The sequence below is a fragment of the Blautia sp. 1001283B150304_161114_C9 genome, from assembly GCF_015668165.1.
Classification (GTDB): Bacteria; Bacillota; Clostridia; order Lachnospirales; family Lachnospiraceae; genus Blautia_A; species Blautia_A wexlerae.
Genome location: NZ_JADPGO010000042.1, coordinates 1 through 23,460, shown reverse-complemented (window position 1 = coordinate 23,460; position 23,460 = coordinate 1). Strand labels below are relative to the sequence as shown.

The 23,460-nt window shown below is 42.4% G+C and carries 23 protein-coding genes and 1 pseudogene; 22 read left to right on the top strand and 2 right to left on the bottom strand.

Annotated features, from left to right (window positions below; all coding sequences use genetic code 11):
- Positions 1-233: 233 nt before the first annotated feature.
- From I4V44_RS15660 to I4V44_RS15635, 6 genes and pseudogenes are all read left to right on the top strand, one after another.
- A pseudogene (locus tag I4V44_RS15660) lies at positions 234-985 on the top strand (transglutaminase domain-containing protein).
- Between the two features lie 259 nt (positions 986-1,244).
- Positions 1,245-1,886: a methylated-DNA--[protein]-cysteine S-methyltransferase gene (locus I4V44_RS15655; RefSeq protein ID WP_173691745.1), complete on the top strand. Its 642-nt coding sequence runs from the start codon at positions 1,245-1,247 to the stop codon at positions 1,884-1,886.
- 33 nt (positions 1,887-1,919) lie between these two features.
- On the top strand, positions 1,920-2,249 hold the full coding sequence (locus tag I4V44_RS18610; protein WP_330596898.1) for a hypothetical protein: 330 nt from the start codon (positions 1,920-1,922) through the stop codon (positions 2,247-2,249).
- A 180-nt stretch (positions 2,250-2,429) separates the two neighbouring features.
- Positions 2,430-3,908 carry a polyphosphate:AMP phosphotransferase gene (gene pap, locus I4V44_RS15645; RefSeq protein WP_055052429.1) on the top strand — a complete coding sequence of 493 codons (1,479 nt, stop codon included), beginning with the start codon at positions 2,430-2,432 and terminating at the stop codon, positions 3,906-3,908.
- A 20-nt stretch (positions 3,909-3,928) separates the two neighbouring features.
- On the top strand, positions 3,929-4,660 hold the full coding sequence (locus I4V44_RS15640) for a class I SAM-dependent methyltransferase (protein ID WP_008703940.1): 732 nt from the start codon (positions 3,929-3,931) through the stop codon (positions 4,658-4,660).
- A 508-nt stretch (positions 4,661-5,168) separates the two neighbouring features.
- Positions 5,169-6,014, top strand: a complete 846-nt coding sequence (locus tag I4V44_RS15635; protein WP_008703939.1) for a S8 family peptidase — start codon at positions 5,169-5,171, stop codon at positions 6,012-6,014.
- 16 nt (positions 6,015-6,030) lie between these two features.
- On the opposite strand, the gene I4V44_RS18375 is transcribed toward I4V44_RS15635, so the two are convergent.
- Positions 6,031-6,114 carry a DUF6783 domain-containing protein gene (locus I4V44_RS18375; protein ID WP_334297971.1) on the bottom strand — a complete coding sequence of 28 codons (84 nt, stop codon included), beginning with the start codon at positions 6,112-6,114 and terminating at the stop codon, positions 6,031-6,033.
- Here I4V44_RS18375 and I4V44_RS18370 point away from each other — a divergent pair.
- The 3 genes from I4V44_RS18370 to I4V44_RS15630 all read left to right on the top strand — a co-directional run bounded on the left by I4V44_RS18370 (position 6,091) and on the right by I4V44_RS15630 (position 7,499).
- A complete protein-coding gene (locus I4V44_RS18370; RefSeq protein ID WP_319792444.1) occupies positions 6,091-6,144 on the top strand; it encodes a DUF6783 domain-containing protein in 54 nt (17 codons plus the stop codon). The genes I4V44_RS18375 and I4V44_RS18370 overlap by 24 nt on opposite strands.
- Positions 6,141-6,218 (top strand): DUF6783 domain-containing protein, encoded by a 78-nt coding sequence (locus I4V44_RS18365; RefSeq protein ID WP_334297970.1) that lies wholly within the window; start codon positions 6,141-6,143, stop codon positions 6,216-6,218. Before I4V44_RS18370 ends, I4V44_RS18365 begins: the two co-directional genes overlap by 4 nt.
- Before the next feature lie 72 nt (positions 6,219-6,290).
- On the top strand, positions 6,291-7,499 hold the full coding sequence (locus I4V44_RS15630) for an NADP-dependent isocitrate dehydrogenase (RefSeq protein ID WP_196002940.1): 1,209 nt from the start codon (positions 6,291-6,293) through the stop codon (positions 7,497-7,499).
- Between the two features lie 116 nt (positions 7,500-7,615).
- Here the strand turns inward: I4V44_RS15630 and I4V44_RS15625 are convergent, their stop codons facing one another.
- Complete coding sequence (locus I4V44_RS15625; protein ID WP_008703937.1) at positions 7,616-9,526, bottom strand: ABC-F family ATP-binding cassette domain-containing protein; 1,911 nt, start codon at positions 9,524-9,526, stop codon at positions 7,616-7,618.
- Between the two features lie 260 nt (positions 9,527-9,786).
- Between I4V44_RS15625 and I4V44_RS15620 the strand changes: the two genes are divergently transcribed.
- From I4V44_RS15620 to I4V44_RS15560, 13 genes are all read left to right on the top strand, one after another.
- Positions 9,787-10,434, top strand: coding sequence for a redox-sensing transcriptional repressor Rex (locus I4V44_RS15620; protein ID WP_022380002.1), 648 nt, complete (start codon positions 9,787-9,789; stop codon positions 10,432-10,434).
- Positions 10,435-10,523: 89 nt separating this feature from the next.
- Positions 10,524-12,023, top strand: a complete 1,500-nt coding sequence (locus tag I4V44_RS15615; RefSeq protein ID WP_055149079.1) for a bifunctional ADP-dependent NAD(P)H-hydrate dehydratase/NAD(P)H-hydrate epimerase — start codon at positions 10,524-10,526, stop codon at positions 12,021-12,023.
- Positions 12,024-12,100: 77 nt separating this feature from the next.
- Positions 12,101-13,246 carry an alanine racemase gene (alr, locus tag I4V44_RS15610; RefSeq protein WP_008703932.1) on the top strand — a complete coding sequence of 382 codons (1,146 nt, stop codon included), beginning with the start codon at positions 12,101-12,103 and terminating at the stop codon, positions 13,244-13,246.
- A gap of 185 nt (positions 13,247-13,431) precedes the next feature.
- Entirely contained in the window at positions 13,432-13,779 is a 348-nt protein-coding gene (locus tag I4V44_RS15605) for a type II toxin-antitoxin system PemK/MazF family toxin (RefSeq protein ID WP_020994045.1), read from the top strand.
- A gap of 200 nt (positions 13,780-13,979) precedes the next feature.
- The gene (locus I4V44_RS15600) at positions 13,980-15,293 is read left to right on the top strand and encodes a hemolysin family protein (RefSeq protein ID WP_226824588.1); all 1,314 of its coding nucleotides are present in this window, start codon (positions 13,980-13,982) and stop codon (positions 15,291-15,293) included.
- A gap of 41 nt (positions 15,294-15,334) precedes the next feature.
- Positions 15,335-16,063 (top strand): YebC/PmpR family DNA-binding transcriptional regulator, encoded by a 729-nt coding sequence (locus tag I4V44_RS15595; RefSeq protein ID WP_055057467.1) that lies wholly within the window; start codon positions 15,335-15,337, stop codon positions 16,061-16,063.
- Positions 16,064-16,339: 276 nt separating this feature from the next.
- Entirely contained in the window at positions 16,340-17,350 is a 1,011-nt protein-coding gene (locus I4V44_RS15590) for a LacI family DNA-binding transcriptional regulator (protein ID WP_334291930.1), read from the top strand.
- A 65-nt stretch (positions 17,351-17,415) separates the two neighbouring features.
- Positions 17,416-18,303: a ribokinase gene (gene rbsK, locus I4V44_RS15585; RefSeq protein ID WP_196002939.1), complete on the top strand. Its 888-nt coding sequence runs from the start codon at positions 17,416-17,418 to the stop codon at positions 18,301-18,303.
- Between the two features lies 1 nt (position 18,304).
- A complete protein-coding gene (gene rbsD / locus I4V44_RS15580) occupies positions 18,305-18,727 on the top strand; it encodes a D-ribose pyranase (RefSeq protein WP_196002938.1) in 423 nt (140 codons plus the stop codon).
- Between the two features lie 46 nt (positions 18,728-18,773).
- Complete coding sequence (locus I4V44_RS15575) at positions 18,774-20,258, top strand: sugar ABC transporter ATP-binding protein (RefSeq protein ID WP_195990599.1); 1,485 nt, start codon at positions 18,774-18,776, stop codon at positions 20,256-20,258.
- Entirely contained in the window at positions 20,258-21,199 is a 942-nt protein-coding gene (locus I4V44_RS15570; RefSeq protein ID WP_026648176.1) for an ABC transporter permease, read from the top strand. The genes I4V44_RS15575 and I4V44_RS15570 overlap by 1 nt, the downstream gene beginning before the upstream one ends.
- Positions 21,200-21,372: 173 nt before the next feature.
- On the top strand, positions 21,373-22,317 hold the full coding sequence (locus I4V44_RS15565) for a substrate-binding domain-containing protein (protein ID WP_026648177.1): 945 nt from the start codon (positions 21,373-21,375) through the stop codon (positions 22,315-22,317).
- Positions 22,318-22,449: 132 nt separating this feature from the next.
- The gene (locus I4V44_RS15560; protein ID WP_420314523.1) at positions 22,450-23,226 is read left to right on the top strand and encodes a ClpP family protease; all 777 of its coding nucleotides are present in this window, start codon (positions 22,450-22,452) and stop codon (positions 23,224-23,226) included.
- Positions 23,227-23,460: the final 234 nt, after the last annotated feature.

Here is a 23,460-nt window from a genome sequence, read left to right as displayed (position 1 = left end):
AGTATTACAGGAAAGACCGATTGAGCAGATTGAAGGGATTTCGGATGTAATTGATAAAATGACGGAAAATGTTGAATAACTGCGCGTCGCATTCTCGTTACTTCAGTGAATGGGAAAACGATAGTGGAAGCAGTGGTATAAATTAATTCACCAGAAAAAGAAAACCATTTTTTGAATAGTCATATGTGATGCTGGCGATTTTAAGTGACGAAGAACTTGGAGATAAGATAACAATGGAGCAATATTATTACAACCATATGAATAAAGCGCAGCAGGCTGCATATCACAGCATTCTTAGCGGTGTGAAAAACCTGGCGGATGAATTTCAGATTCCGGCATTAGAGGGAGAAGAACTTTATAATGTTTTTTTCAGATGCGTCTGGATCATCCGGAGATATTTTGGGTGAGCAGTTATAAATACCGGTATTATAAAGACTCTCCGAATCTGATTTTTATTCCGGAGTATCTTTTTGATAAAAAGAAGATTTGCGAACATCAAAAGGCTATGACTGCCAGAGTTGAGAAGCTGATTCGCCCGGCTCAGAAGCTATCTGAGTGGGAGAAAGAGAAGTATGTGCATGATTTTATCTGTGAAAATATCCGCTATGATTATTTCAATCTGGATGATTCACAGATTTTCAGGGATCATGAGCCTCTTATTGCGCCGGCGCCTCACTGCGGTGATCATGAGCACTTTTACTATAAGGAGAAGAAGCTTTCTTTTACTAAGAAAGAGGATGTGTATAAACGTTCTTTGCAGGCGGCGAAGAAAGGCAGGGTACTTATTTTTCACTGGAGAGGCGGTTATCTGACAAAGGAAGTACTGAAGGAATTGCTGGAGCTTATTCGGAAAGCAGGAGATGAGAAAGACAAAACAGCAATGGTCAGCATAAACTGGCCGCAGGCAGTTATTCGTGTTCAGTATACGGATATGCAGGTACAGGAGAGTGTGACAATAGAGGAAGCGAATGAAGGGGAAAAATAGATGTAATAAACAGCTTGACTTTTTCCGTGTGAGGATAGGGCTTTTTAAAAGAATGTGATCAGAGTGAGAAAACAGCCGAGATGCGGGACAGGGAATTAAAAGAAATCAGGAAGCAGGAACAGTATAGGAAAGCTATATCATGTATGGAAGAGGAACAGTATGATAAGGCAATAATTTTGTTTGAGGGACTTCCAAGAGATTATGAAGATGCCAGAAATAATTTCAGGGAATAAGGGTGAAATAAATGAATCAAAATTGCATGATTACACGAGAAGCAGCGCTGGAATTCGGTTTATCATTTCAGAATACATATACGGAAAGACCTTTCCGTGATCAGAACTGGCAAGTGGTAAGAGCGAGGGAAAACAAAAAAATTTTTTTATGGATCTATGAACGAAACGGTTATGTTAATCTGAATGTAAAAGCAGATCCGGAGTGGCGTGATTTTTGGCGAAGTGCCTATGAATCTGTACAGGCTGGTTATCATCAGAATAAGGAACATTGGAATACCATTATTCTAAATGGGACGGTACCGGATAAAGATATTAAAAGAATGATATCCGAAAGCTATGATCTCGTAACATACAGCCCGACAAAGAAGATTTATGAGGCAGTGAAGCAAATTCCGAAAGGATGCGTTGCAACTTATGGTCAGGTTGCCGAAATGGCAGGGAATCCGAGAATGTCGAGAGCGGTAGGGAATGCCCTCCATAAGAATCCGGATCCGGAGCATATTCCCTGTTATCGGGTAGTGAATTTCAGAGGAGAACTGTCAGGGGCTTTTGCCTTCGGCGGTAAAGATGTACAGAAAAAGCTACTGGAAGCAGATGGAATTGAGGTTGTCAATGGAACGGTGGATTTAAAAAAATATGGATTGACGCAAAGAGATGATAAACGGTGAGAAAACAGATACGGATGATTACCTTATTATCATTTGGATGTTGCTTTTGATAACGGCCTGAGAAAGGATTACGGAAATTCTGAAATCCGATATGATCATTTTTATTATAAAGAGAAGAAGCTGTCTTTTACCAGACAGGAATTTTGTAATGCTCATCAGTTGGGGGCGGGCAAATCTTTCCGGATCTGCCTGGCAAAGGACTGTATTATAGGTGCAGGAAGCCTGGTTACCAAGAATACTGTGATACCGGATGGCTCACTGGTAATGGGCAGTCCGGCCAGGATCAAACGAAATCTCACCTGGGAAGAATATCCTGAAAATATTGTGGCTTTAGAAAAAATCCATAGTAATCCCATAAAATAATGCAATTAAAACAATTCAGTAGTGATATCATACTCCTGCTTTACGATAAACAGATTTCATGTTATGATTATTTCAGCTGAATTTGAGATATTCTATTAATGAAAAGGGCAACTATTCAACAGTTTCTGACTGTGAAAGTATTGAACAGTTACGAAGAAAAATAAAAGGAGGATCAATGTTATGCTTACAACATGGACTCCGGCACATATGCCGGAAAAAGAGGAAATCAAAACCCGTCTGCAGACAGCAAGAAGTCAGCTCTATGATTTTCAGATGAAAATCAAGGAACATAAGATCCCGGTAATCGTACTCTTTGAAGGCTGGGGATCTTCCGGCAAGGGAAGTACGATCGGAAAAGTCATTAAGAATATTGATCCGCGTTTCTTTAAGGTTGCCACTATGTCAGCTCCCACAGCAGAAGAACTGAGATATCCATTTCTGTATCGCTATTTTAAACAGATTCCGGAAGCCGGAAAATTTACATTTCTGGATTCCGGCTGGATGGAGCAGACTTGTAAAGACTGTCTGTCGGGCGAGATTGAAGGCGAAGGTTATACACAGCGGATTGACAGCATCCGCCGTTTTGAGCGGCAGCTTACAGATAATGGTTATCTGGTGCTGAAATTCTTTATGCAGATTGACAGGGATGAACAGAAGCGGCGTGAAAAATTACTTCTGGATCATAAAGACACCAGATGGCGTGTGTCAGACTTTGATAAATGGCAGAATGAACATTACAAAAAATGTGCAAAAATATTTTCTCAGTATCTGTCTGACACGAATGCGTCCTCTGCACCATGGTACATCATAGATGCCAGTGACAGAAAATGGGCGGAACTTCAGGTGCTGGAGACTATGGTAAGCAATATTGAAGTTGCCATGCAGAATCAGGCACATTCCGTTCCGATTTTGCAGAATGTATTCCCTCTGGAGCAGATTCCCCGTCTGTCGGATATTGATCTGAGAGATAAAACAATGGATGACGAGGAGTACAGGGGAGAACTGAAACAGCTCCAGAGTAAACTGGGGGAACTCCATAATAAACTGTACAGGAGACGTATTCCTGTGATCATCACGTATGAAGGCTGGGATGCGGCAGGTAAAGGAGGTAATATCAAACGTATTACAGAAGCTCTGGATCCCCGGGGTTATGAAGTACATCCAATCGCAAGTCCGGAACCGCATGAGAAGGCCAGACATTATTTATGGCGTTTCTGGACAAGACTTCCGAAAAATGGGCATATCGCTATTTTTGACAGAACCTGGTATGGCAGAGTTATGGTAGAACGTCTGGAGGGATTTTGCAGTGAAAATGACTGGAAACGTGCCTACAACGAAATGAATGAGTTTGAGAAAGAACTTAAAGACTGGGGTGCAGTCATTATTAAATTCTGGGTACAGATTGATAAGGATACACAGCTGGAGCGTTTTCAGGAGAGACAGAATAATCCGGAGAAACAATGGAAGATCACAGATGAGGACTGGAGAAACAGAGAGAAATGGGATGCCTATGAAGTGGCCGTAAATGAGATGCTTCAGAAGACAAACACTTCCTTTGCGCCATGGCATGTACTGGAATCTGTTGACAAGAAATATGCCCGTATCAAAGCACTCAGAATTGTGATCTCTGAAATAGAAAAAGCATTAAAAGAAAATTAAATTTTGCGGGAAATGTGTAAATGAATGATAAGATAACAGTCTGCCTGGGTAAGGGCGGGCAAAGAGAAATGGCAGAATCTTTTGCCAGAAAGAACAATGTTCCGATTATGGACAAACCGGGAGAACATCTGACAGTAATGTTTGACTCCCGGGGCGTATCACTTACCGGTTATGGCCTGACATATCAGGGAGATTTTGAAGGAATGCTGCACAGAGTCACAAACGGAAGACTTTCCCATGAAATGCTGGTACGTGCGGTCAAAACTGAGGGAGAACATCTGAAAGCAATTGATGCCACTGCAGGCATGGGGGAGGATGGTTTCCTTCTTGCAGCATATGGCTATGAGGTGACATTATACGAACAGAATCCGGTGATCGCCGCACTTTTGAAGGATGCGCTCCGGCGTGCCAGAAAGCATCCCGTATTAAAAGACATTGCTTCCAGAATGAAACTGGTAGAGGGTGACAGTGTGTCATGTATGGAGAAACTTATGGATCCGGTAGATGTGATCTATCTTGATCCCATGTTCCCGAAGAGACAGAAATCCGGTCTGATAAATAAAAAACTTCAGCTGATCCAGAAACTTGAACCTCCATGTTCTGAGGAAAAAGATCTTTTTGATGCAGCTATCAAAGCCGGACCTTCCAGAATTATCGTAAAACGTCCTCTTAAGAGCGTCTGTCTTGATGGAAGAGAGCCTTCTTATATATTAAAAGGAAAAGCAATACGATATGACTGTTATGTGATGTAGAAGGTTTATCAGCACATTGCAGCAGCCCTTTATTTTTGAGGGCTGCTGCAATGTATTTTTTTCCATTCCCGGATAAATTCCATTTGTTCCTGATCGGAGATTTCCTGGGAGGCAGCGTCATTTCCGGCAGCTACACAGCAGAGCAGGACGAAGGTCTGAAAGAGTAAAAATACCAGTATCAATAATAATGCAGTCATAATTTGTCTCCTTAATATTATGCAGATGGTTACAGTTATTATATGAAATTGCTATAAGGATATTTTTCGGGATTTCTGTAACAGATTCTGTATATGCCTGTTGTTTTGCATATCAGAAGTATCTGCATATCATGGAAGCTTTATACATTTTATTTACAGAAAAACGGAGATATGACAGGAGAAACTGTCGGACACGAAAATATAATCTTCCGAATAATTTAAAGTAAGACGCAGATGTTCATTGTCTTTGCAGCGACCTGATGAACAGTTGCGGTAAGATTTCATTATCCAGATGATTCGGAGGATTTTTTATGAAGAATTCAGATGATTCCGGATATACAGGAAAGCACGTGGGTGTGTGTGTTCTGGATACCGGGATTTTTCCTCATATAGATTTTACAGGGAGAATACTTGCGTTTCAAGATTTCATCGGACATCGTATCAGACCTTATGATGATAATTCTCATGGAACCCATGTATGTGGGATCATTGGCGGTGACGGAAGGGCTTCGGAAGGACGGATCAGAGGAATTGCCCCCGGGTGTAGCCTGATAGTTCTGAAGGTGCTCGACAGAACGGGAAATGGCAGGAAAGAAGATGTTTTGCAGGCTTTTCGCTGGATTCTGGAGAATAAGAGATATTATGGGATACGTGTAGTGAATATCTCGGTGGGAACAACCTGCAGGAGAGCAGAAGATCACAGAGTTCTGATTGCGGGTGTGGAACAACTTTGGGATGCAGGTCTGGTGGTAGTGGCTGCGGCAGGAAATCAGGGACCGAAGGCAGGAAGTGTGACAGCACCGGGAAGCAGCCGGAAGATTATCACAGTAGGCTCCAGCGATCTGCTTACAGGACGGACTGCCATATCCGGCAGGGGACCTACCTTTGAGTGTGTTTGTAAACCGGATCTGGTTGCACCCGGGAATCATGTTCTTGCCTGTGCACCGGGAGCAGATAACGGATATGGAGTGAAGAGTGGTACTTCTATGTCTACACCTCTGGTTGCAGGGGCAGCGGCATTGATGCTTGAGAAGAATCCGGAGCTGACTAATGTTCAGATTAAGATGAAATTGAAAGAAAGTGCCAGGGATATGGGATTGCCAAAGAATCAGCAGGGATGGGGAGAACTGGATCTGGAACGTTTTATGGAACTGTGATCAGTAATCTTTTATTTCACAAAATTATTGCTTTAGAGCGTGTCTGAAAAAGGCTTTCTGCAAGATGTGCGTCACAATTTGTGGGATATTTTGCCCGGATGAGGGCGCCGTAGCGGGCTACGGCAACTGAATGCGGGTGAAATATCCGCAAAGTGGGGCGTACAGATTGCGGGAATGATTTTTCAGATACGCTCTAGTGTATAAAAGCATTGACGAACGGTCTGTTTTCGGCTATCATGATAATTAACTGGATAAGAGCCAAAGAGGAGGATTAACATGAAAAAAATTCAGATGCAGACACCACTTGTGGAGATGGATGGAGATGAGATGACCAGAATTCTCTGGAAAATTATCAAAGATGAACTTCTTCTTCCGTATATTGATTTGAACACTGAGTATTATGACCTTGGTCTGGAATACAGAAATGAAACGGATGATCAGGTAACTGTTGATGCGGCAGAGGCTACAAAGAAGTACGGCGTAGCAGTGAAATGTGCAACTATCACTCCTAATAAGGCAAGAATGGAAGAGTATACCTTAAAGAAAATGTACAAGAGTCCTAACGGAACGATTCGTGCAATTCTTGACGGAACTGTTTTTCGTGCCCCAATCGTAGTGAAGGGTATTGAACCATGTGTTAAGAACTGGAAGAAACCGATCACCATCGCACGTCATGCCTATGGTGATGTGTATAAGAACACAGAGATGTATATTGACGGCCCCGGAGATGCTTATCTGGTATTTGAAGGCGCAGACGGACAGCAGAGAAAAGAGCTAATCCATCATTATGAGGGACCGGGTGTGCTTCAGGGTATGCACAATCTGGATGATTCTATCACAAGTTTTGCAAGATGCTGTTTTAATTATGCACTGGATACAAAACAGAACCTGTGGCTTGGCGGCAAGGATACGATCTCCAAGATTTATGACGGACGTTTTAAGGAAATCTTTGCAACTATTTATGAGGATGAGTTTAAGGAGAAATTTGAGGCAGCAGGCATTGAATATTTCTACAGCCTGATCGATGATATCGTAGCTCGTGTCATGAAGGCTGAAGGCGGATTTATCTGGGCCTGCAAGAACTATGATGGAGATGTTATGAGCGATATGGTTTCTTCAGCATTTGGTTCTCTGGCTATGATGACATCTGTACTGGTATCTCCACAGGGATATTACGAATATGAAGCTGCTCATGGAACTGTACAGAGACATTATTATCGCTATCTGAAAGGTGAGGAGACATCTACTAACTCTGTAGCAACTATTTTTGCATGGACCGGAGCTCTGAGAAAAAGAGGTGAGCTGGACGACAATAAAGAATTGATGGAATTTGCTGATAAACTGGAGAAGGCGACTCTGGAGACGATTGAAAGCGGTAAGATGACAAAAGACCTTGCGCTGATCACTTCTCTTGAGGATGTGACAATACTGAACAGCAAAGATTTCATCTTTGCCATCAGAGAGAGACTGGATGAAATTTTATAATGTCAGAAATTATCCGGTAATGTTTCTATAACATTATAAAGTTCTCCGGGCAGGATCACACTGCAGCGGAGAAACCTGTAAAAAGTTATAAACTGCGAAAATGGGAAGAACCTGCATTATGCAAGTTCTTCCCATTTTTCATATAATCCTTCTAATTCTTCGGTAATGGCGGCTTTCTCTTTGCTAAGTTTCGCACATTCTGCCACATTTGTGCAGATATCCGGGAGAATCATGGTCTCGTCGATCTCTTTATCTCTGGTCTCAAGTTCTTCGATGCGGGCTTCTACTTTTTTTAGTTCATTCTCGCGTTTTCGCTGACGGGCCTGTTCTTCTTTCTGCTGCTGCCAGGAAAGCTTGTTATCAGAAGCCTGCTTTGCTTCTGTCACAGCCTGAGCGGCAGCCGGAGCATATTTTTCCGTCAGCTCTTCTTTTTTCTCCAGATAATAGTCGTAATCTCCGATATAATTTACAATTGCCTGATTGGTCAGATCCAGGATCCGGGTAGCTGTCTGGTTGATGAAGTAACGGTCGTGGGAAACATAGAATACTGTTCCTGTGTAACTGTTCAATGCCTCTTCAAGAATCTCTTTTGAAGCGATATCCAGATGGTTGGTGGGCTCATCGAGGATCAGAAAGTTTGCTTCGGACAGCATCAGCTTGGCGAGGGAAACACGACCTCTTTCTCCGCCGGACAGAGCGGAGATCAGTTTGAATACGTCATCCCCTGTGAAAAGGAATGCTGCCAGCATATTTCGAATTTCTGTTTCCGTAAGTGTGGGATAAGCATCTGAGATTTCCTCAAAAATAGTTTTCTCCATATGAAGAACATGGTGTTCCTGGTCATAGTAGCCAATCTGTACCTTGGAACCAAGAGTAAATCTGCCGCTGTCTGCATCGATCAGCCCATTGATGATCTTTAACATGGTGGTTTTGCCTGTGCCGTTATTGCCAATCAGGGCTACACGTTCTCCACGTTTGATCTCAAAGGAGATGTCACTGAAAAGTGTCTGTCCGGGAAAAGATTTGGAAAGACTTTCCACAGTAAGGACATCATTTCCGCTGACAAATCTTGGTTCCAGGGAAATGCGCATCTGATTCTGAATCTCCTGTGGTTTATCAATGCGCTGGACTTTATCCAGCATTTTCTCGCGGCTTTCTGCACGTTTGATAGATTTCTCGCGGTTAAAGGATTTCAGCTTGGCAATGACTGCTTCCTGATGTTTGATATCCCGCTGCTGGTTCAGGTAGGCTTTGTACTGGGCGTCACGCAGCTGGGCTTTTTTCAGGGCATAGGCAGAATAGTTGCCACTGTACATACGCATATTTCCTGCTTCGATTTCCACAACTTTTGTTACGACTTTGTCAAGAAAGTAACGGTCGTGGGATACGATAAATACAGCACCCGGGTAATTCAGAAGATAGGTTTCCAGCCAGGAAATACTCTCCATATCCAGATGGTTGGTAGGCTCATCCAGAAGAAGAATGTCAGGGCTGGCAAGAAGCAGTTTACCCAGAGCTACGCGGGTTTTCTGGCCGCCTGAAAGAGTTTCTATCTGGCGTTCGAAATCTTCTTCTGTGAAACCAAGACCTTTTAATACACCCATGATCTCACTTTTGTAAGCGTAACCATTTTCCAGTTCAAACTGGTGACTCAGTCTTGTGTAAGTATTCATCAGGCTGTCCAGAGCATCTCCGGTGGTGGTTTTCATTTCCTGTTCCAGAGAGCGCAGACGATTCTCCATATCAATAATGTGCTGTTTGGTGGAAATCAGTTCTTCGTAAATGGTATGATGGCCATGAATGTCCTGATACTGGGCAAGGTAGCCGATATTTTTATCTTTGGCAAGTACCACGTTTCCTGAATCCGGGGAGAGCTCATGCATAATGATTCGCAGCAGAGTCGTCTTGCCTGCACCGTTATTGCCGATGAGAGCTGCCTTTTCGCGGTCTTCTATATGGAAACTGGCATCCTTGAGAATGATTTTTTCGCCAAAGGATTTACAGATATTCTGACATGATAAAATCATAGGAATTCCTCCGTTTGTAATTTGTCCGCGTACTATTATAATCGAAAATGCCTGTTTTTGAAAGCATTTTAAGAGATTTTGTCCAGGGAAAAGAAAGCACCGGATGGATGCATGGAAGAAAATATGATATTCCGGGGAATTTTTCAGAATGAAATTGATAAAAAAATACAGAAATATTTGGTCAAAAAGTACAAATTTAATTTGACAATAAAATAACATCTGGGTATAATTGACATAGATAAGCTAAGGAGGGAAAATTTGTGGAAGCTAAGGAAATTTCGAAAGCGGTAATCAAGCGTCTGCCGCGGTACTACCGCTACCTCGGTGAATTGATGGAGGAGAATGTAGAGCGTATATCTTCAAATGATCTTAGCAAGAAGATGCATGTGACGGCTTCCCAGATTCGTCAGGACTTAAATAATTTCGGTGGTTTTGGTCAGCAGGGTTACGGCTATAATGTACGCTATTTGTATACAGAAATCGGTAAGATCCTTGGGCTGGATACTGTACATCCGATGATTATTCTGGGTGCCGGTAATCTGGGACAGGCATTGGCCAATTATGTGGATTTTGAAAAGCGCGGATTTAAGCTGGTTGGTATTTTTGACGTCAATCCTGTACTTGAGGGGATTGCAGTTCGTGGAATTGAGATTCAGATGTTGAGCGATCTTCCTTTGTTTCTGAAGGAGAATGAGGTTGAGATCGCGATCCTGACTCTTCCTAAAAATAAAGCCAAAGAGATGGCAAAGATTTTAATTGATAATGGAATTAAGGCAATCTGGAATTTTGCACATATTGATCTGGATGCCCCGGAGGATGTAATGGTAGAGAACGTACATCTTTCAGAGAGTCTTATGACTTTGTCCTATAACCTGAGTGAGTACAGAAAGGAACATGAAGGGATGTAAGGGATAACTGTGAAACACAAGGCTGTGGTCATCTGATCACAGCTTTTCTCTTGTATGTAAATGTGTTATTGTAAACAGGAGGTGAACAGATGAGAGAGATTGTAACTGCTGTTGAGATGAAAGAACTGGATCATAATACGATTCAGAAAGCCGGGATATCTTCTCCGGTACTTATGGAGAGGGCGGCATTAAAGACGGTTGAGGAGATTGTACAGAGATTAAAGAATAAAGAAAAAGAGAAAATCCTTGTGGTCTGCGGAACCGGCAACAATGGCGGAGACGGATTGGCAATTGCCAGACTGCTTCAGTTGAGAGGAGTCAGAACCTGGTATTATATTGCGGGTAAGGAAGAGAAAATGACTGCTGAAACTGCCGGACAGCTTAAAACAGCAGAATATTATCAGGTGCCCCGGGTGCATAACCTGGATCCGGATGAATATACTACTATAGTAGATGCCATCTTTGGGGTTGGACTGAGCAGACCTGTAGAGGGAAAATATGCAGAGCTTATCAGTACAATGAACCGGGCATCTGCGTATAAAGTAGCTGTGGATATTCCATCCGGGATTGACTCAGATACCGGATTTGAGAAGGGGATTGCATTCCGGGCAGATCTTACGGTTACCTTTGCTTTTCGCAAAAGAGGGCTGTGTTTTTATCCCGGACGCATGTATGGCGGTGAGATCGTTGTTACGGATATCGGAATCTATTCCATACCCGGAAAGAAAATCTGTATGCATCATCTGGAACGTGAAGATTTGAAAATGCTTCCGGAGAGAGTTCCCTATGGAAATAAAGGAACCTTCGGCAAGGTTCTTCTTATAGCTGGCAGCGAAGGAATGTGCGGAGCTGCATATCTGAGTGCAGCAGCTGCTCTGAAAAGCTCTGCGGGAATGGTGAGAATTCAGACCGTGGAGGCCAACAGGATTCCGTTGCAGACACTGTTGCCGGAAGCCATGATCACCTGTGATTTTGATGAGAAAAAAAACCAGGCAATGCTTGACTGGTGTGATGTGCTTGTGATAGGACCGGGTCTTGGAACCGGAGCGCAGAGCAGGGAAAGAGCTCAGTGGTTCCTGGCGAAGGCAGCTGAGTGTAAAAAAACAGTAATTCTGGATGCAGATGGCCTGAATCTTCTGTCAGTCCATGACAACTGGAAGTGTTTTATCGGGGAACATGTGATCCTGACACCTCATATTGGTGAGATGAGTCGTCTGTGCGGAAAAGAAATCGGTAAGATCCAGGATTGTCTGGCACAGACCGCAGCTGATTATGCAAAGGAGTCTGGAGCGGTTTGCGTTCTGAAGGATGCCTGTACTGTGGTGGCAGATGCTTTTGGAGATATGTATTTGAACATTTCGGGTAATGCAGGAATGGCTACAGCGGGAAGTGGAGATGTGTTAAGCGGTGTGCTTGCCGGTATACAGTGTATGTATCTGGCAGCAGAAAAGAAATTTTCTCCTGTTATGCTGGCTGCACTTGGTGTATATGTGCATGGGCTGGCAGGTGATCTGGCTGCTGAAACAGTAGGGCAGCGAGGGATGACCGCAGGAGATATCATCTGTTTTCTGCCGGAAATACTAAGATAGAATATTCATTTTGAGGCAGTAAATCTGTGAAACAATTTGCAGATATTAACATGAAAAAATAACAGAGGAAAATTATTATGAAGAAAGATAGCAGAGTAAAAGCAGTCATTTCACTGGATGCAGTAGAACATAATTTCCGGGAAATGAGAAAAAATATTGCAGAAGAGACAAAGATGATCGCAGTTATAAAGGCTGACGCTTATGGACATGGCGCGGTGCCGGTTGCACATCTCATTGAGGATTATGATTATATCTGGGGATTTGCGGCTGCAACTGCGGAAGAAGCGATTCATCTGCGAGAAGCCGGGATTACAAAACCAATCCTGATCCTTGGAATTGTTTTTGATGAATATTTTCCGGAACTTGTCCGTTATGAGATCCGTCCTGCAGTGTGCGAATATGAGGAGGCAAGGAAACTTTCAGACGAAGCGGTTCTGCAGAAAAAAACTGTACATATTCATATTGCTCTGGACACAGGAATGACCAGGATCGGTTTTGCGGATGCACAGGAAAATGTAGAGGAAATTAAAAAAATTTCAGAACTTCCAAATCTTGAGATTGAGGGTATGTTTACTCATTTTGCAAGAGCAGATGAGTATGACAGAAGTCCGGCTATGGTACAATTGGAGCGGTATCTGGATTTTTCAAGGCGCGTAGAAGAGGCAGGAGTGGAAATTCCTCTGCATCACTGTTCTAACAGTGCGGGCATCATACGTATGCCGGAAGCAAATCTGAATATTGTCCGCGCCGGAATCACAATTTATGGAATTTATCCTTCTTCTGAGGTGGAGAGAGATATTGTAAAGCTTGAGCCGGTTATGGAACTTAAGAGTCATGTGACTTATGTGAAGGACGTTCCTGCCGGAGCAGCGATCAGCTACGGCGGTACTTATGTGGCTGACAGGAAGCTTCGTGTGGCAACTGTTCCGGTGGGCTATGCAGACGGCTATTCCAGGCAGCTTTCCAATAAAGGCTGGGTTCTGATACATGGACAAAAGGCTCCGATCCTTGGCAGAGTCTGTATGGACCAGTTTATGGTAGATGTGACTGAGATTGGTGATGTGAAGAAGGGCGATGAGGTAACACTGATCGGCAGAGACGGGGATGAGTTTATCGGTATTGAGGAGATTGGTGATCTCTGTGGCAGATTTTCCTATGAGTTTGCCTGTGATATCAGCCCGCGTGTGCCGAGAGTCTATATTAAAAACGGGAAAGAAATATAATGTTACTGTTTGCTGAATAGAGACGAAGTGAGCGATAACTGATTTTTATATACCACGCATGTATACACAAGAAAAAGGTGGAAATACTTTATCTTAACCGGACAGGAAATATCCGGCTGATAACAAGGTTTCTTCTTATGGCAATGTTGTAAATTGAAACCGGAAAGAATCGGAGTGTGAATTGTGTGGTAATTAAAAGAGGGGATATATTTTATGCTGATCTTCGCCCTGTAGTGGGGAGTGAACAGGGTGGAATCCGGCCGGTTCTGATCATTCAGAATAACGTAGGTAACCGGCACAGCCCTACAGTGATCTGTGCTGCTATTACATCAAAAATGAACAAGGCTAAGCTTCCTACACATATTGAGATCAATGCGGAACTCTATGGGATTGAAAAAGATTCTGTGATTTTGCTGGAACAGCTTCGTACTATAGATAAAAGAAGATTAAAAGATAAAGTCTGTCATCTGGATGATGCGATGCTGGATAAGGTGAATCATGCACTTGAGATCAGCCTGGAGCTTACGTTCTGATTTTACTTTTTAAGGGATATATCATCTGATCCGGTATTACGATTTTTTGGCTTGCATGTCTCGGATAGTAGTGCGTGAACAATAAATGAACAGTAATTTTTGGTATCTCTGTCCGGTCAGTATCTTGACGATTAATGGAGAAAGTGATATATTTTACCAGTAATTACGCATATTCAATAAGGAGGAGACTGAATAATATAATGGAAGATGGCAGTAGTATGCCCCTCTGGGGCTTATTTGTTTTACTGTTACTGTTGTGGCTGAATGGAATTTTTTACGGGTTTGCCGCAGCGCTGAGAAACATAAGTGAGAATGATACACAGAAGAAAGCAGAGGAAGGCGATAAAAAAGCACAGATGCTGATGACTCTGATCGACAAACCGGCGCAGTTTGTCAATGCAATTCCGCTGATCGTAATGGCATGTGGTATTTGTTTTGGTACTTTTCTGGTCCCATATGCTGTGGATGCATTTTATCCATACATAAAGCATGTGCCTGCACTGATCCTGGTAATGGCATTGTGCGTGATTTTTCTTGCTGCAATCGGTATTCTGGCTTTTCGGCGGGTTGGTACTTATCATCCTGAAGCTTATGCATATAAGTATCTGAACCTGGTACATTTCTGGCTGAATCTGTTAAAGCCTTTTACTGTATCTGTCACCTGGATCGCCAGACTGGCAGCAGTGCCTTTTGGTGTGGAGATAAACCGTACAGAAAAGTCTGTCACAGAAGAGGAAATCATTTCCATTGTAGATGAAGCTCATGAACAGGGCGTCATCCAGGAGAATGAGGCGGAAATGATCCAGAATATCATATCTTTTAATGAGACAGAAGCCCATGATATCATGACTCACAGAAAGAATATGGTGGCCTTTGACGAGGAGATATTGCTCAAGAACATGATTGACACTATGCTGGAAGAGGGGAATTCCCGTTATCCGGTATATGAGGAGAATATTGACAATATCAAAGGAATTGTCCATTATAAAGATGCGCTTAAGTTTATGACACAGAATCCCTGGGCGAAGTTCAAACCGTTGAAGGAACTGCCCGGAATTATCCGCCAGGCATCCCTGATTCCTGAAACAAGGGGGATTGGAGATCTTTTTCATACTATGCAGGCCAGAAAGATCCATATGGCAATTGTTGTGGATGAATATGGCCAGACAGCCGGGATCGTTACCATGGAGGATATTCTGGAGGAGATTGTCGGAGATATTCTGGACGAATATGATGAGGATGAAATTACGATCCGCGCACAAAAAGATAACAGTCTGATCATTGACGGGCTTGCTTATCTGGAGGATGTGGAAGAAGAGTTGGATGCAGATTTTGGGGATACAGAGTTTGAAACACTGAACGGTTATCTGACCAATATTCTGGGACATATTCCTACAGATAAGGATGTTGATACAAGCATAAAAGCGATTGGATACTGCTTTACGATCTTGTCTATTGGTAATAAAACCATTGGCAAGGTTAAGGTGGAGCGGGATAATAATGTTGCTGTATAAACAGCAGCAGATAAAAATAATTAACAAAAGGAGAAAGAAAGATGTCAGGACATTCAAAATTTGCAAACATTAAGCATAAGAAAGAGAAAAACGATGCAAAAAAAGGTAAGATTTTTACAGTAATCGGACGTGAGCTGGTTATGGCTGTCAAAGCAGGCGGTCCGGATCCGAATAACAATAGCAAACTTCGTGATGTAATTGCCAAAGCGAAAGCAAACAATATGCCAAACGATACAATTGAACGTGGTATCAAAAAAGCAGCAGGTGCTGATTCCGCAGATAACTACGAGAAAGCTGTATATGAAGGATATGGTCCGAACGGTGTTGCTATCATTGTTGAGACTCTGACAGACAACAAGAACCGTACAGCAGGTAATGTACGTAATGCATTTACAAAGGGTAACGGAAGCATCGGAACTCAGGGATGTGTATCCTATATGTTTGATCAGAAAGGTCAGATCATTATTGACAAAGAAGAGTGTGAGATGGACGCTGATGAGCTGATGATGCTTGCTCTGGATGCAGGTGCTGAAGACTTCAACGAAGAAGAAGACAGCTATGAAGTACTTACAGCACCGGATGACTTCAGTGCAGTCCGTGAGGAAATCGAGAAATCAGGTGCGCCGATCGCAGAAGCACAGGTTGCCATGATCCCTCAGACATATGTAGATCTCACAGATGAGCAGGCTCTCAAGGATCTTCAGAGAACACTGGATCTGTTAGATGAGGATGACGATGTAACTGACGTTTGGACAAACTGGAACGAATGATTGAATAATATTGATTAATGAGAAAATGACCTTTTTGTATGTATGATATAGCAATCCTCGTAAATAATGCATTTAAGAGGATTGTTATAAGATGGATGACATATGAAAAAGGTCATTTTTGTTATAGTATCTGGAAATTTATCAGCTATATTGCATAAATCTTTAACCTGAAATCTGTAATAAACGCCGAAAAGCATTTTTGACTGAAAACCACGTTGACATTAATTGTGAAAATGATATAATAAAGCCATCTTGAAACGGGTTTCAAAAGAAAAAATACACAACGACAGGAGGTGCCTAGGAATGACAAGTATTCGAGATGTAGCAAAACTGGCAGGAGTTTCTCCTTCTACCGTATCCAGAGTAATAAACGGAACAGCAAAAGTAGATGAAGAAAAAATGCAAAGGGTTTTAAATGCAATCTCTGAAACGGGTTTCAAACCTAATGAAGTTGCTCGTTCCCTGTTTAAGAAATCATCAAGGATCATCGGCGTGATTGCCCCGGATATCGAGAATCCATTCTTCACAGAAATGGCGAAGGCAATTGAAGGCGAAGCATATGCCCGGGGATACCGGATGACGTTGTGTTACTCTGAGAATAAACCTGAAAAAGAGAAAGAGAGTATCCGAATGCTTTCCAGAATGAACGCAGACGGAATTATTCTTATGACGAACAATGAGGAAATTGACGCGGAAGTTAAAGACTGCGGAATTCCGGTGGTGGCTGTGGACAGACGTATTAATGCAGATGGAGAACTGGCTTTTGTGGAAGCTGACCATTATGAAGGTGGAAAGTTGGCAGCCAGACATCTGATCCAGTGTGGATGTAGAAATATCGTAAATATCTCCGGACCACAGAAGTATTCCAGTGCCAGAGACAGATATCGGGGATATGTAGACACCTGCAAACAGTACGGACGGGAAGTCCAGAACCTGGAATGTGAATACAGTTTTGATCAGGGACAACTGGTGGCAGAAGAAATCCTGAATAGATATCCGGCAGTTGACGGAATCATTTCCTGTAATGATATGGTAGCGATTTCTGTGTTCAAAGTCTTGAGACGTCACGGATATCAGATTCCGGAGGATGTGCAGATTATAGGGTTTGATAACGTGGCACTGGCACATCTGATAACACCGGAACTTACGACAATCCGACAGCCAATTGCGGACATGGGAAAGACTGCAGTACAGTGCATTATCAGTTACGCAACCGGAGGCAGAGTAACGCGGGTAAATAAATTTCCGGTAACTTTAATAAAAAGAGAAACAACAATTATAAAATGAGACATGTGTTGATTTATGGAAAGCAACCGTCATATGATAAATATAAATACAAGGAGGATGAGAATATGAAAATCTCAGTTATAGGAAGCATCAATATGGATCAGACAGTAACTGCAGAGAGAATTCCGTTGAAGGGAGAGACACTTCATGGTGACACGTTAAGTTACATTCCCGGCGGAAAAGGTGCAAACCAGGCAGTGGCAATGGCAAGACTTGGCGCAGATGTAGAGATGTTTGGCTGTGTTGGTGATGACAGTCATGGACAGGCACTGATCGATAACCTTGCAGAGAAAGGGGTTAAGACAGGAAATATCAGAAAAATCGCAGGTGTACCAACAGGACTTGCAATCATTACAGTAGGTGAGAATGATAATACAATTATCGTAGTTGCAGGTGCGAACAGAAAGGTTGACTGCGAATATGTTGACAGTATCAAGGAAGATCTGCTGAAATCAGATTATGTGGTTTTGCAGCATGAGATTCCGGAAGCAACTGTAGAATATGTAGTAAATATCTGCCATGAAAATGGAATCAAAATCGTATTAAATCCAGCACCTGCAAGAGAAGTGAAAAAAGAAGTTCTGGAGAAGATAACGTGGCTGACACCGAATGAACATGAAGCTAAAATACTATTTGGTGCAGATACAAACACAGAAGAATTACTCAAAGCGTATCCTGAGAAACTTGTGATTACACTGGGATCTGACGGCGTGGCAGCGGCTAAGAAGGACGGTACAATTATTCATGTGCCGGTTCGTCCTGCAAAAGTTGTAGATACAACAGGCGCAGGTGATACATTAAACGGTGCATTTTGTACCATGCTTGCAGAGAATGCTGATCTGGAGATTGCACTTCGTTTTGCAAACACAGCGGCCAGTCTTTCCACAGAGAAGTTTGGAGCACAGACAGGAATGCCGACACGAGAAGAAGTTGAAAAGGAGTTAAATAAATAGCATGAAACGACTTGGAATTTTAAACAGTGATATCGCAAGAGTATTGGCCTGTATGGGACACACAGATACTCTTGCTATCGGTGACTGCGGTCTGCCGGTACCGGACACAACAGAAAGGATTGATCTTGCAATTGAATTTGGAAAACCTTCTTTTATGGATGTTTTGAAACCGGTTTCAAACGATATGAAGATTGAGAAAATTGTGCTTGCCGAGGAAATTTGTGAGCAGAATCCGGAGATGTTTGAAAAAATTGAACAGTTATTAAAAAAAATCGAGCAGGAAACAGGAAAGAAAATAGAAATTGAATTTGTTTCACATACAGAATTAAAGAAGAGAACAGCGAATTGTAAAGCAGTAATCCGCAGCGGAGAAATTACTCCATATGCAAACATCATCCTGCAGTCCGGCTGTATTTTCGGATAGAAGAGAAGGCAGTGAGACTGCTAATAAATAAAAGGGGGCAAAAGTAATGCGAATTGAGATGCGTGGGATTGATAAATTGTTCGGTTCCAACCAGGTACTGAAGCAGGCTGGCTTTACACTGGAAAGCGGCGAGGTTCATGCACTGATGGGGGAGAACGGAGCTGGTAAATCTACTCTGATGAAAATTCTTACAGGTGTTTACACCAAAGATGCAGGAACTGTGCTTGTTGACGGAAAAGAAGTAAATTACAAGAATCCGCAGGAAGCTGAGAAAGCAGGAATCGTCTTTATCTACCAGGAGTTAAACGTTATGTTTGATCTGACAGTAGAAGAAAATCTGTTTATGGGAAAAGAAATCCATGGAAAATTCGGAATCTGCGACAAGAAAGCAATGCAGAAAAAAGCACAGGAAGCACTGAATATTCTGGGAGTGAATATCTCTCCTAAGACAGTTATGGCAGAACTTTCTGTAGGACAGCAGCAAATGGTGGAAATCTGTAAGGCACTGATGGCAGATGCAAAGGTTATCATTATGGATGAGCCAACAGCTGCATTGACACAGAGTGAAACAGTAGCATTGTTCAAGGTCATTGAATCTCTGAGAAAGAAAGGTGTGTCCATGGTGTATATCTCACACCGTATGGAGGAGATTTTTGAACTGTGTGACAGAATTACGGTTCTGAGGGATGGCTCTTATATTGGTGTGAAAAACATACCGGAAACAAACATGAATGAGATTGTCAAAATGATGATCGGACGTGAGATTGGTGAGCGTTATCCGTCCAGGAATGTAAAAATCGGCAAAGAGGTTTTGAAAGTAAAAGAACTGACCAGAAAGGGGACATTCCATGATGTAAATTTTTCTGTACGCGCAGGGGAAGTGCTTGGAGTTTCCGGCCTGATGGGGGCAGGAAGAACGGAAATCATGCAGGCAATCTTTGGAAATCTTTCTTATGAGAGTGGTACAATTGAAATTGACGGAAAAGAGGTAAAGATTTCCAATCCCCGTCAGGCAATGGAGCATGGAATTGGATTTATTACAGAGGACAGAAAAACAGAGGGTCTGATGCTTGATAAGAGCATCCGGGAGAATATTTCTCTTTGTAATCTGAGACGTATTTCTAAATCATCTGTAATTTCCAGAGAAGCGGAGAAGAATATGGTGGCAGAAGCAATCAAAGACCTGCACATCAAATGCTTTGGATCATATCATGAATGTAACAATTTAAGTGGTGGTAATCAGCAGAAAGTTGTTCTTGCAAAATGGATCCTTACAAATCCAAAGATATTAATTCTGGATGAGCCTACCAGAGGTGTGGACATTGGAGCAAAGAAAGAGATTTACAGTATTATCAATAAACTGGCAGCACAGGGAGTTGCAATCATTATGGTATCTTCAGAACTGCCGGAAGTACTTGGAATGAGTGATAATATCATGGTTGTCCGTGAGGGTGAAGTAAGAGGAATCATTTCCTATGAGGAAGCAAATCAGGAAAGAGTAATGACATTGGCTACGGGAGGTACAATTTAATGGAAACTAAGAAAAAAAGCGTATCTGAATACGTTCAGGAATATGGCGCATTTATTGCATTGATCGTTCTTGTTGTGGGAATAGGCATCGTAAGTCCGGAATTCCGCACATGGAGTAACTTTTTGTCACTGTTAAGACAGTCTTCTATTAATGGATTTATTGCATTTGGTATGACGTGTGTAATTCTGACAGATGCGATTGACCTGTCTGTTGGTTCTATTCTGGGTCTGTCTACTGCACTCTGCGCAGGAATGATCGCAAGTGGATTTCCGGTTGTACCGGCAATGATCCTTGCACTGGTAATTGGAACAGGTCTTGGCCTTGTCAGCGGTATCCTTGTTACAAAAGGCCGCCTGCAGGCATTTATCGCAACTCTTGTTACAATGACTGTTTACCGTGGACTGACTATGATCTTTATGGATGGAAAACCAATTTCCAATCTTGGTGACAGCTTTGCACTGAAACTGGTAGGAAAAGGAAACATCTTCCGCATTCCGATTCCTGTAATTCTTTTTGTACTTGCGTTTATCGCATTTTATTTTATGCTGAACAAAACAACATTTGGAAGACGTATCTATGCAACAGGAAGTAACAGCAAATGTGCACGTCTTGCTGGTGTTGACATTGACAAAACAAAGATCATAGTTTATGGAATTTCAGGTTTCATGTCTGCTCTTTCCGGTCTGATTCTTCTTTCCAGATTGAATTCCGCTCAGCCTACTCTGGGTGATGGATATGAAATGGATGCTATCGCAGCAACAGCTCTTGGTGGAACCAGTATGAGTGGTGGACGTGGTAAAATTCAGGGAACACTGATCGGTGTTTTGATCATCGCAGTTTTAAATAATGGTATGAATATTCTTGGTATTTCTTCTTACTATCAGGACGTAGTAAAAGGTATCGTCATTCTGATCGCAGTACTTTCTGACAGAAATCGTTAATCAGAACATAAGAAAATTACATATTCAGGCTGCTGAGGGGATAAGAACAGCAGTCTGAGTACATCAAGCGGATATTATAAGCAAGTTCCTGTTCATTATGTTTATTGTTTTTTCGAAGTTGGAGCAAGAGAACTTACTTTATCCGGTTAATAATATACAGGAGGGATTTCGAAATGAAAATAAAGAAGATCGTAGCTCTGACAGCTGCGTGTGCAATGTTATCTTCCACAGCAGGGTGCCAGATTATTACTATTGACGGCGAGGGAACAGCTGAAGTTGGTGAAAATGGAGTTGTAGGAAACGGAGCAATTGGATTGTCCGTATCTACATTAAATAACCCGTTTTTTGTAAGCCTCGCAGAGGGTGCACAGGCAGAAGCAGAAGAAAAAGGTGCGGAACTGATCACGGTTGATGCAGGTGATGATGCTGCGAAACAGACCAATGACGTAGAAGACCTGATTTCCAGAAATGTATCTGTTCTGATCGTAAATCCGGTAGACTCTGATGCAGTCGCTCCGGCAGTAAAGGATGCGATTTCGAAAGGTATCAAGGTTATTTCTGTAGACCGTGTTGTGAATGGTGTTGATGTAGACTGCCAGATTGCATCTGATAACGTAGCAGGTGCAAAAATGGCAACAGAGTATCTGGTAGAAACGATTGGTGAAGGTACACCGGTAGCGGAACTTCAGGGAACAACCGGAGCTTCCGCAACTATAGACAGAGGTGCAGGTTTCCATGAAGTAGCTGATGAGAAACTGGATGTAACAGGAAGCCAGACAGCAGATTTTAACCGTGCAACAGGTATGACTGTTATGGAGAACTTACTTCAGGCAAATGGTTCTATCAAAGGTGTATTTGCACATAATGATGAGATGGCACTTGGTGCCTTAGAGGCAATTGCTGCAACCGGAAAAGATATTAAGGTTGTCGGATTTGATGCTACAGATGATGCGGTTGCTGCTGTAAAAGCGGGAAAAATGCTTGCAACAGTCGCGCAGCAGCCAGACCAGATGGGTAAAACAGCTGTAGATACAGCAATTACTCTGGCAGAGGGAGAGACAGTTGAGAAGTCTATTCCTGTAGAAGTAAAACTGGTTACCAAGGACAGTGCGGAATAAAATAAAAAAAATAGTACATAATATCTCCAGGAATAAAATCTTGGAGGTATTTTTATGCGGGATATTATAAAAGATTATGGAAAATCAGAAACAGAAAAAAAAGAGAGGGGAGTTTTGGATGAATATGCGGAAATGTGCAGATACCAAAATGAGCGGCAGAGAAAAAATAATGAAGATTTTTCAGATGAAGATCTGACTGTGGATGAACAGGAGGACATAGATTCAGGAAAAGAGCAGAACCTGAAAAGAGAAAATACACAAAATGAACAGATAAAAGAGATGGGGCAGGTAGTTCTTGACAGCAATTCCAGAAAGCATAAAGTGGAACTCCTCACGATTATCGGAGAAGTCGAAGGACATGAGTCTGCACCATCTCATTCAAAAACAACCAAATATGAACATGTGCTGCCGAAACTTGCGATTATTGAAGATGATGAGGAAATTGAAGGACTCCTGATTTTGCTCAATACAGTCGGGGGGGATGTGGAGGCTGGACTTGCCATTGCAGAGATGATTGCGTCATTGAGTATTCCTACGGTATCACTGGTTCTGGGCGGCGGTCATTCCATAGGAGTTCCCATGGCTGTTTCTGCTGACTATTCTTTCGCAGTACCAAGTGCTACGATGGTGATTCATCCGGTACGTTCCAATGGTATGTTTATCGGAGTGACTCAGACTTACCGGAATATGGAGAAAATTCAGGACCGCATCACTACATTTATTTCCGAACATTCCAAAGCATCTCAGAAACGTCTGGAAGAGCTGATGCTTGATACTTCTCAGCTGGTAAAAGATGTGGGAACCATGCTGGAAGGAAAAGAGGCGGTAAAAGAAGGACTGATCGATGAGGTTGGCGGTATTAAGGAAGCGTTGGCAAAATTATATGAAATGATAGAAAAAGAGTGTTGAAAGTGAAAAAAATGTTACGGTTCACATACCACTATCCCGCGAGGTGTTTTGGCATGAATATGCCAAAATCCCGAGACATACAAGCCCAAATTCCATTGCCGCAGGCAATCTGGAATGAATTTTGGCTACGTTACTGAGAACGGAGTGAGCAGTAACAGTTACTGTTCAGAGGTATGCATAAGTCATTGTAAAAAATGACGAAATTTATTTTTTTATTTTGTGGATAACCATTCG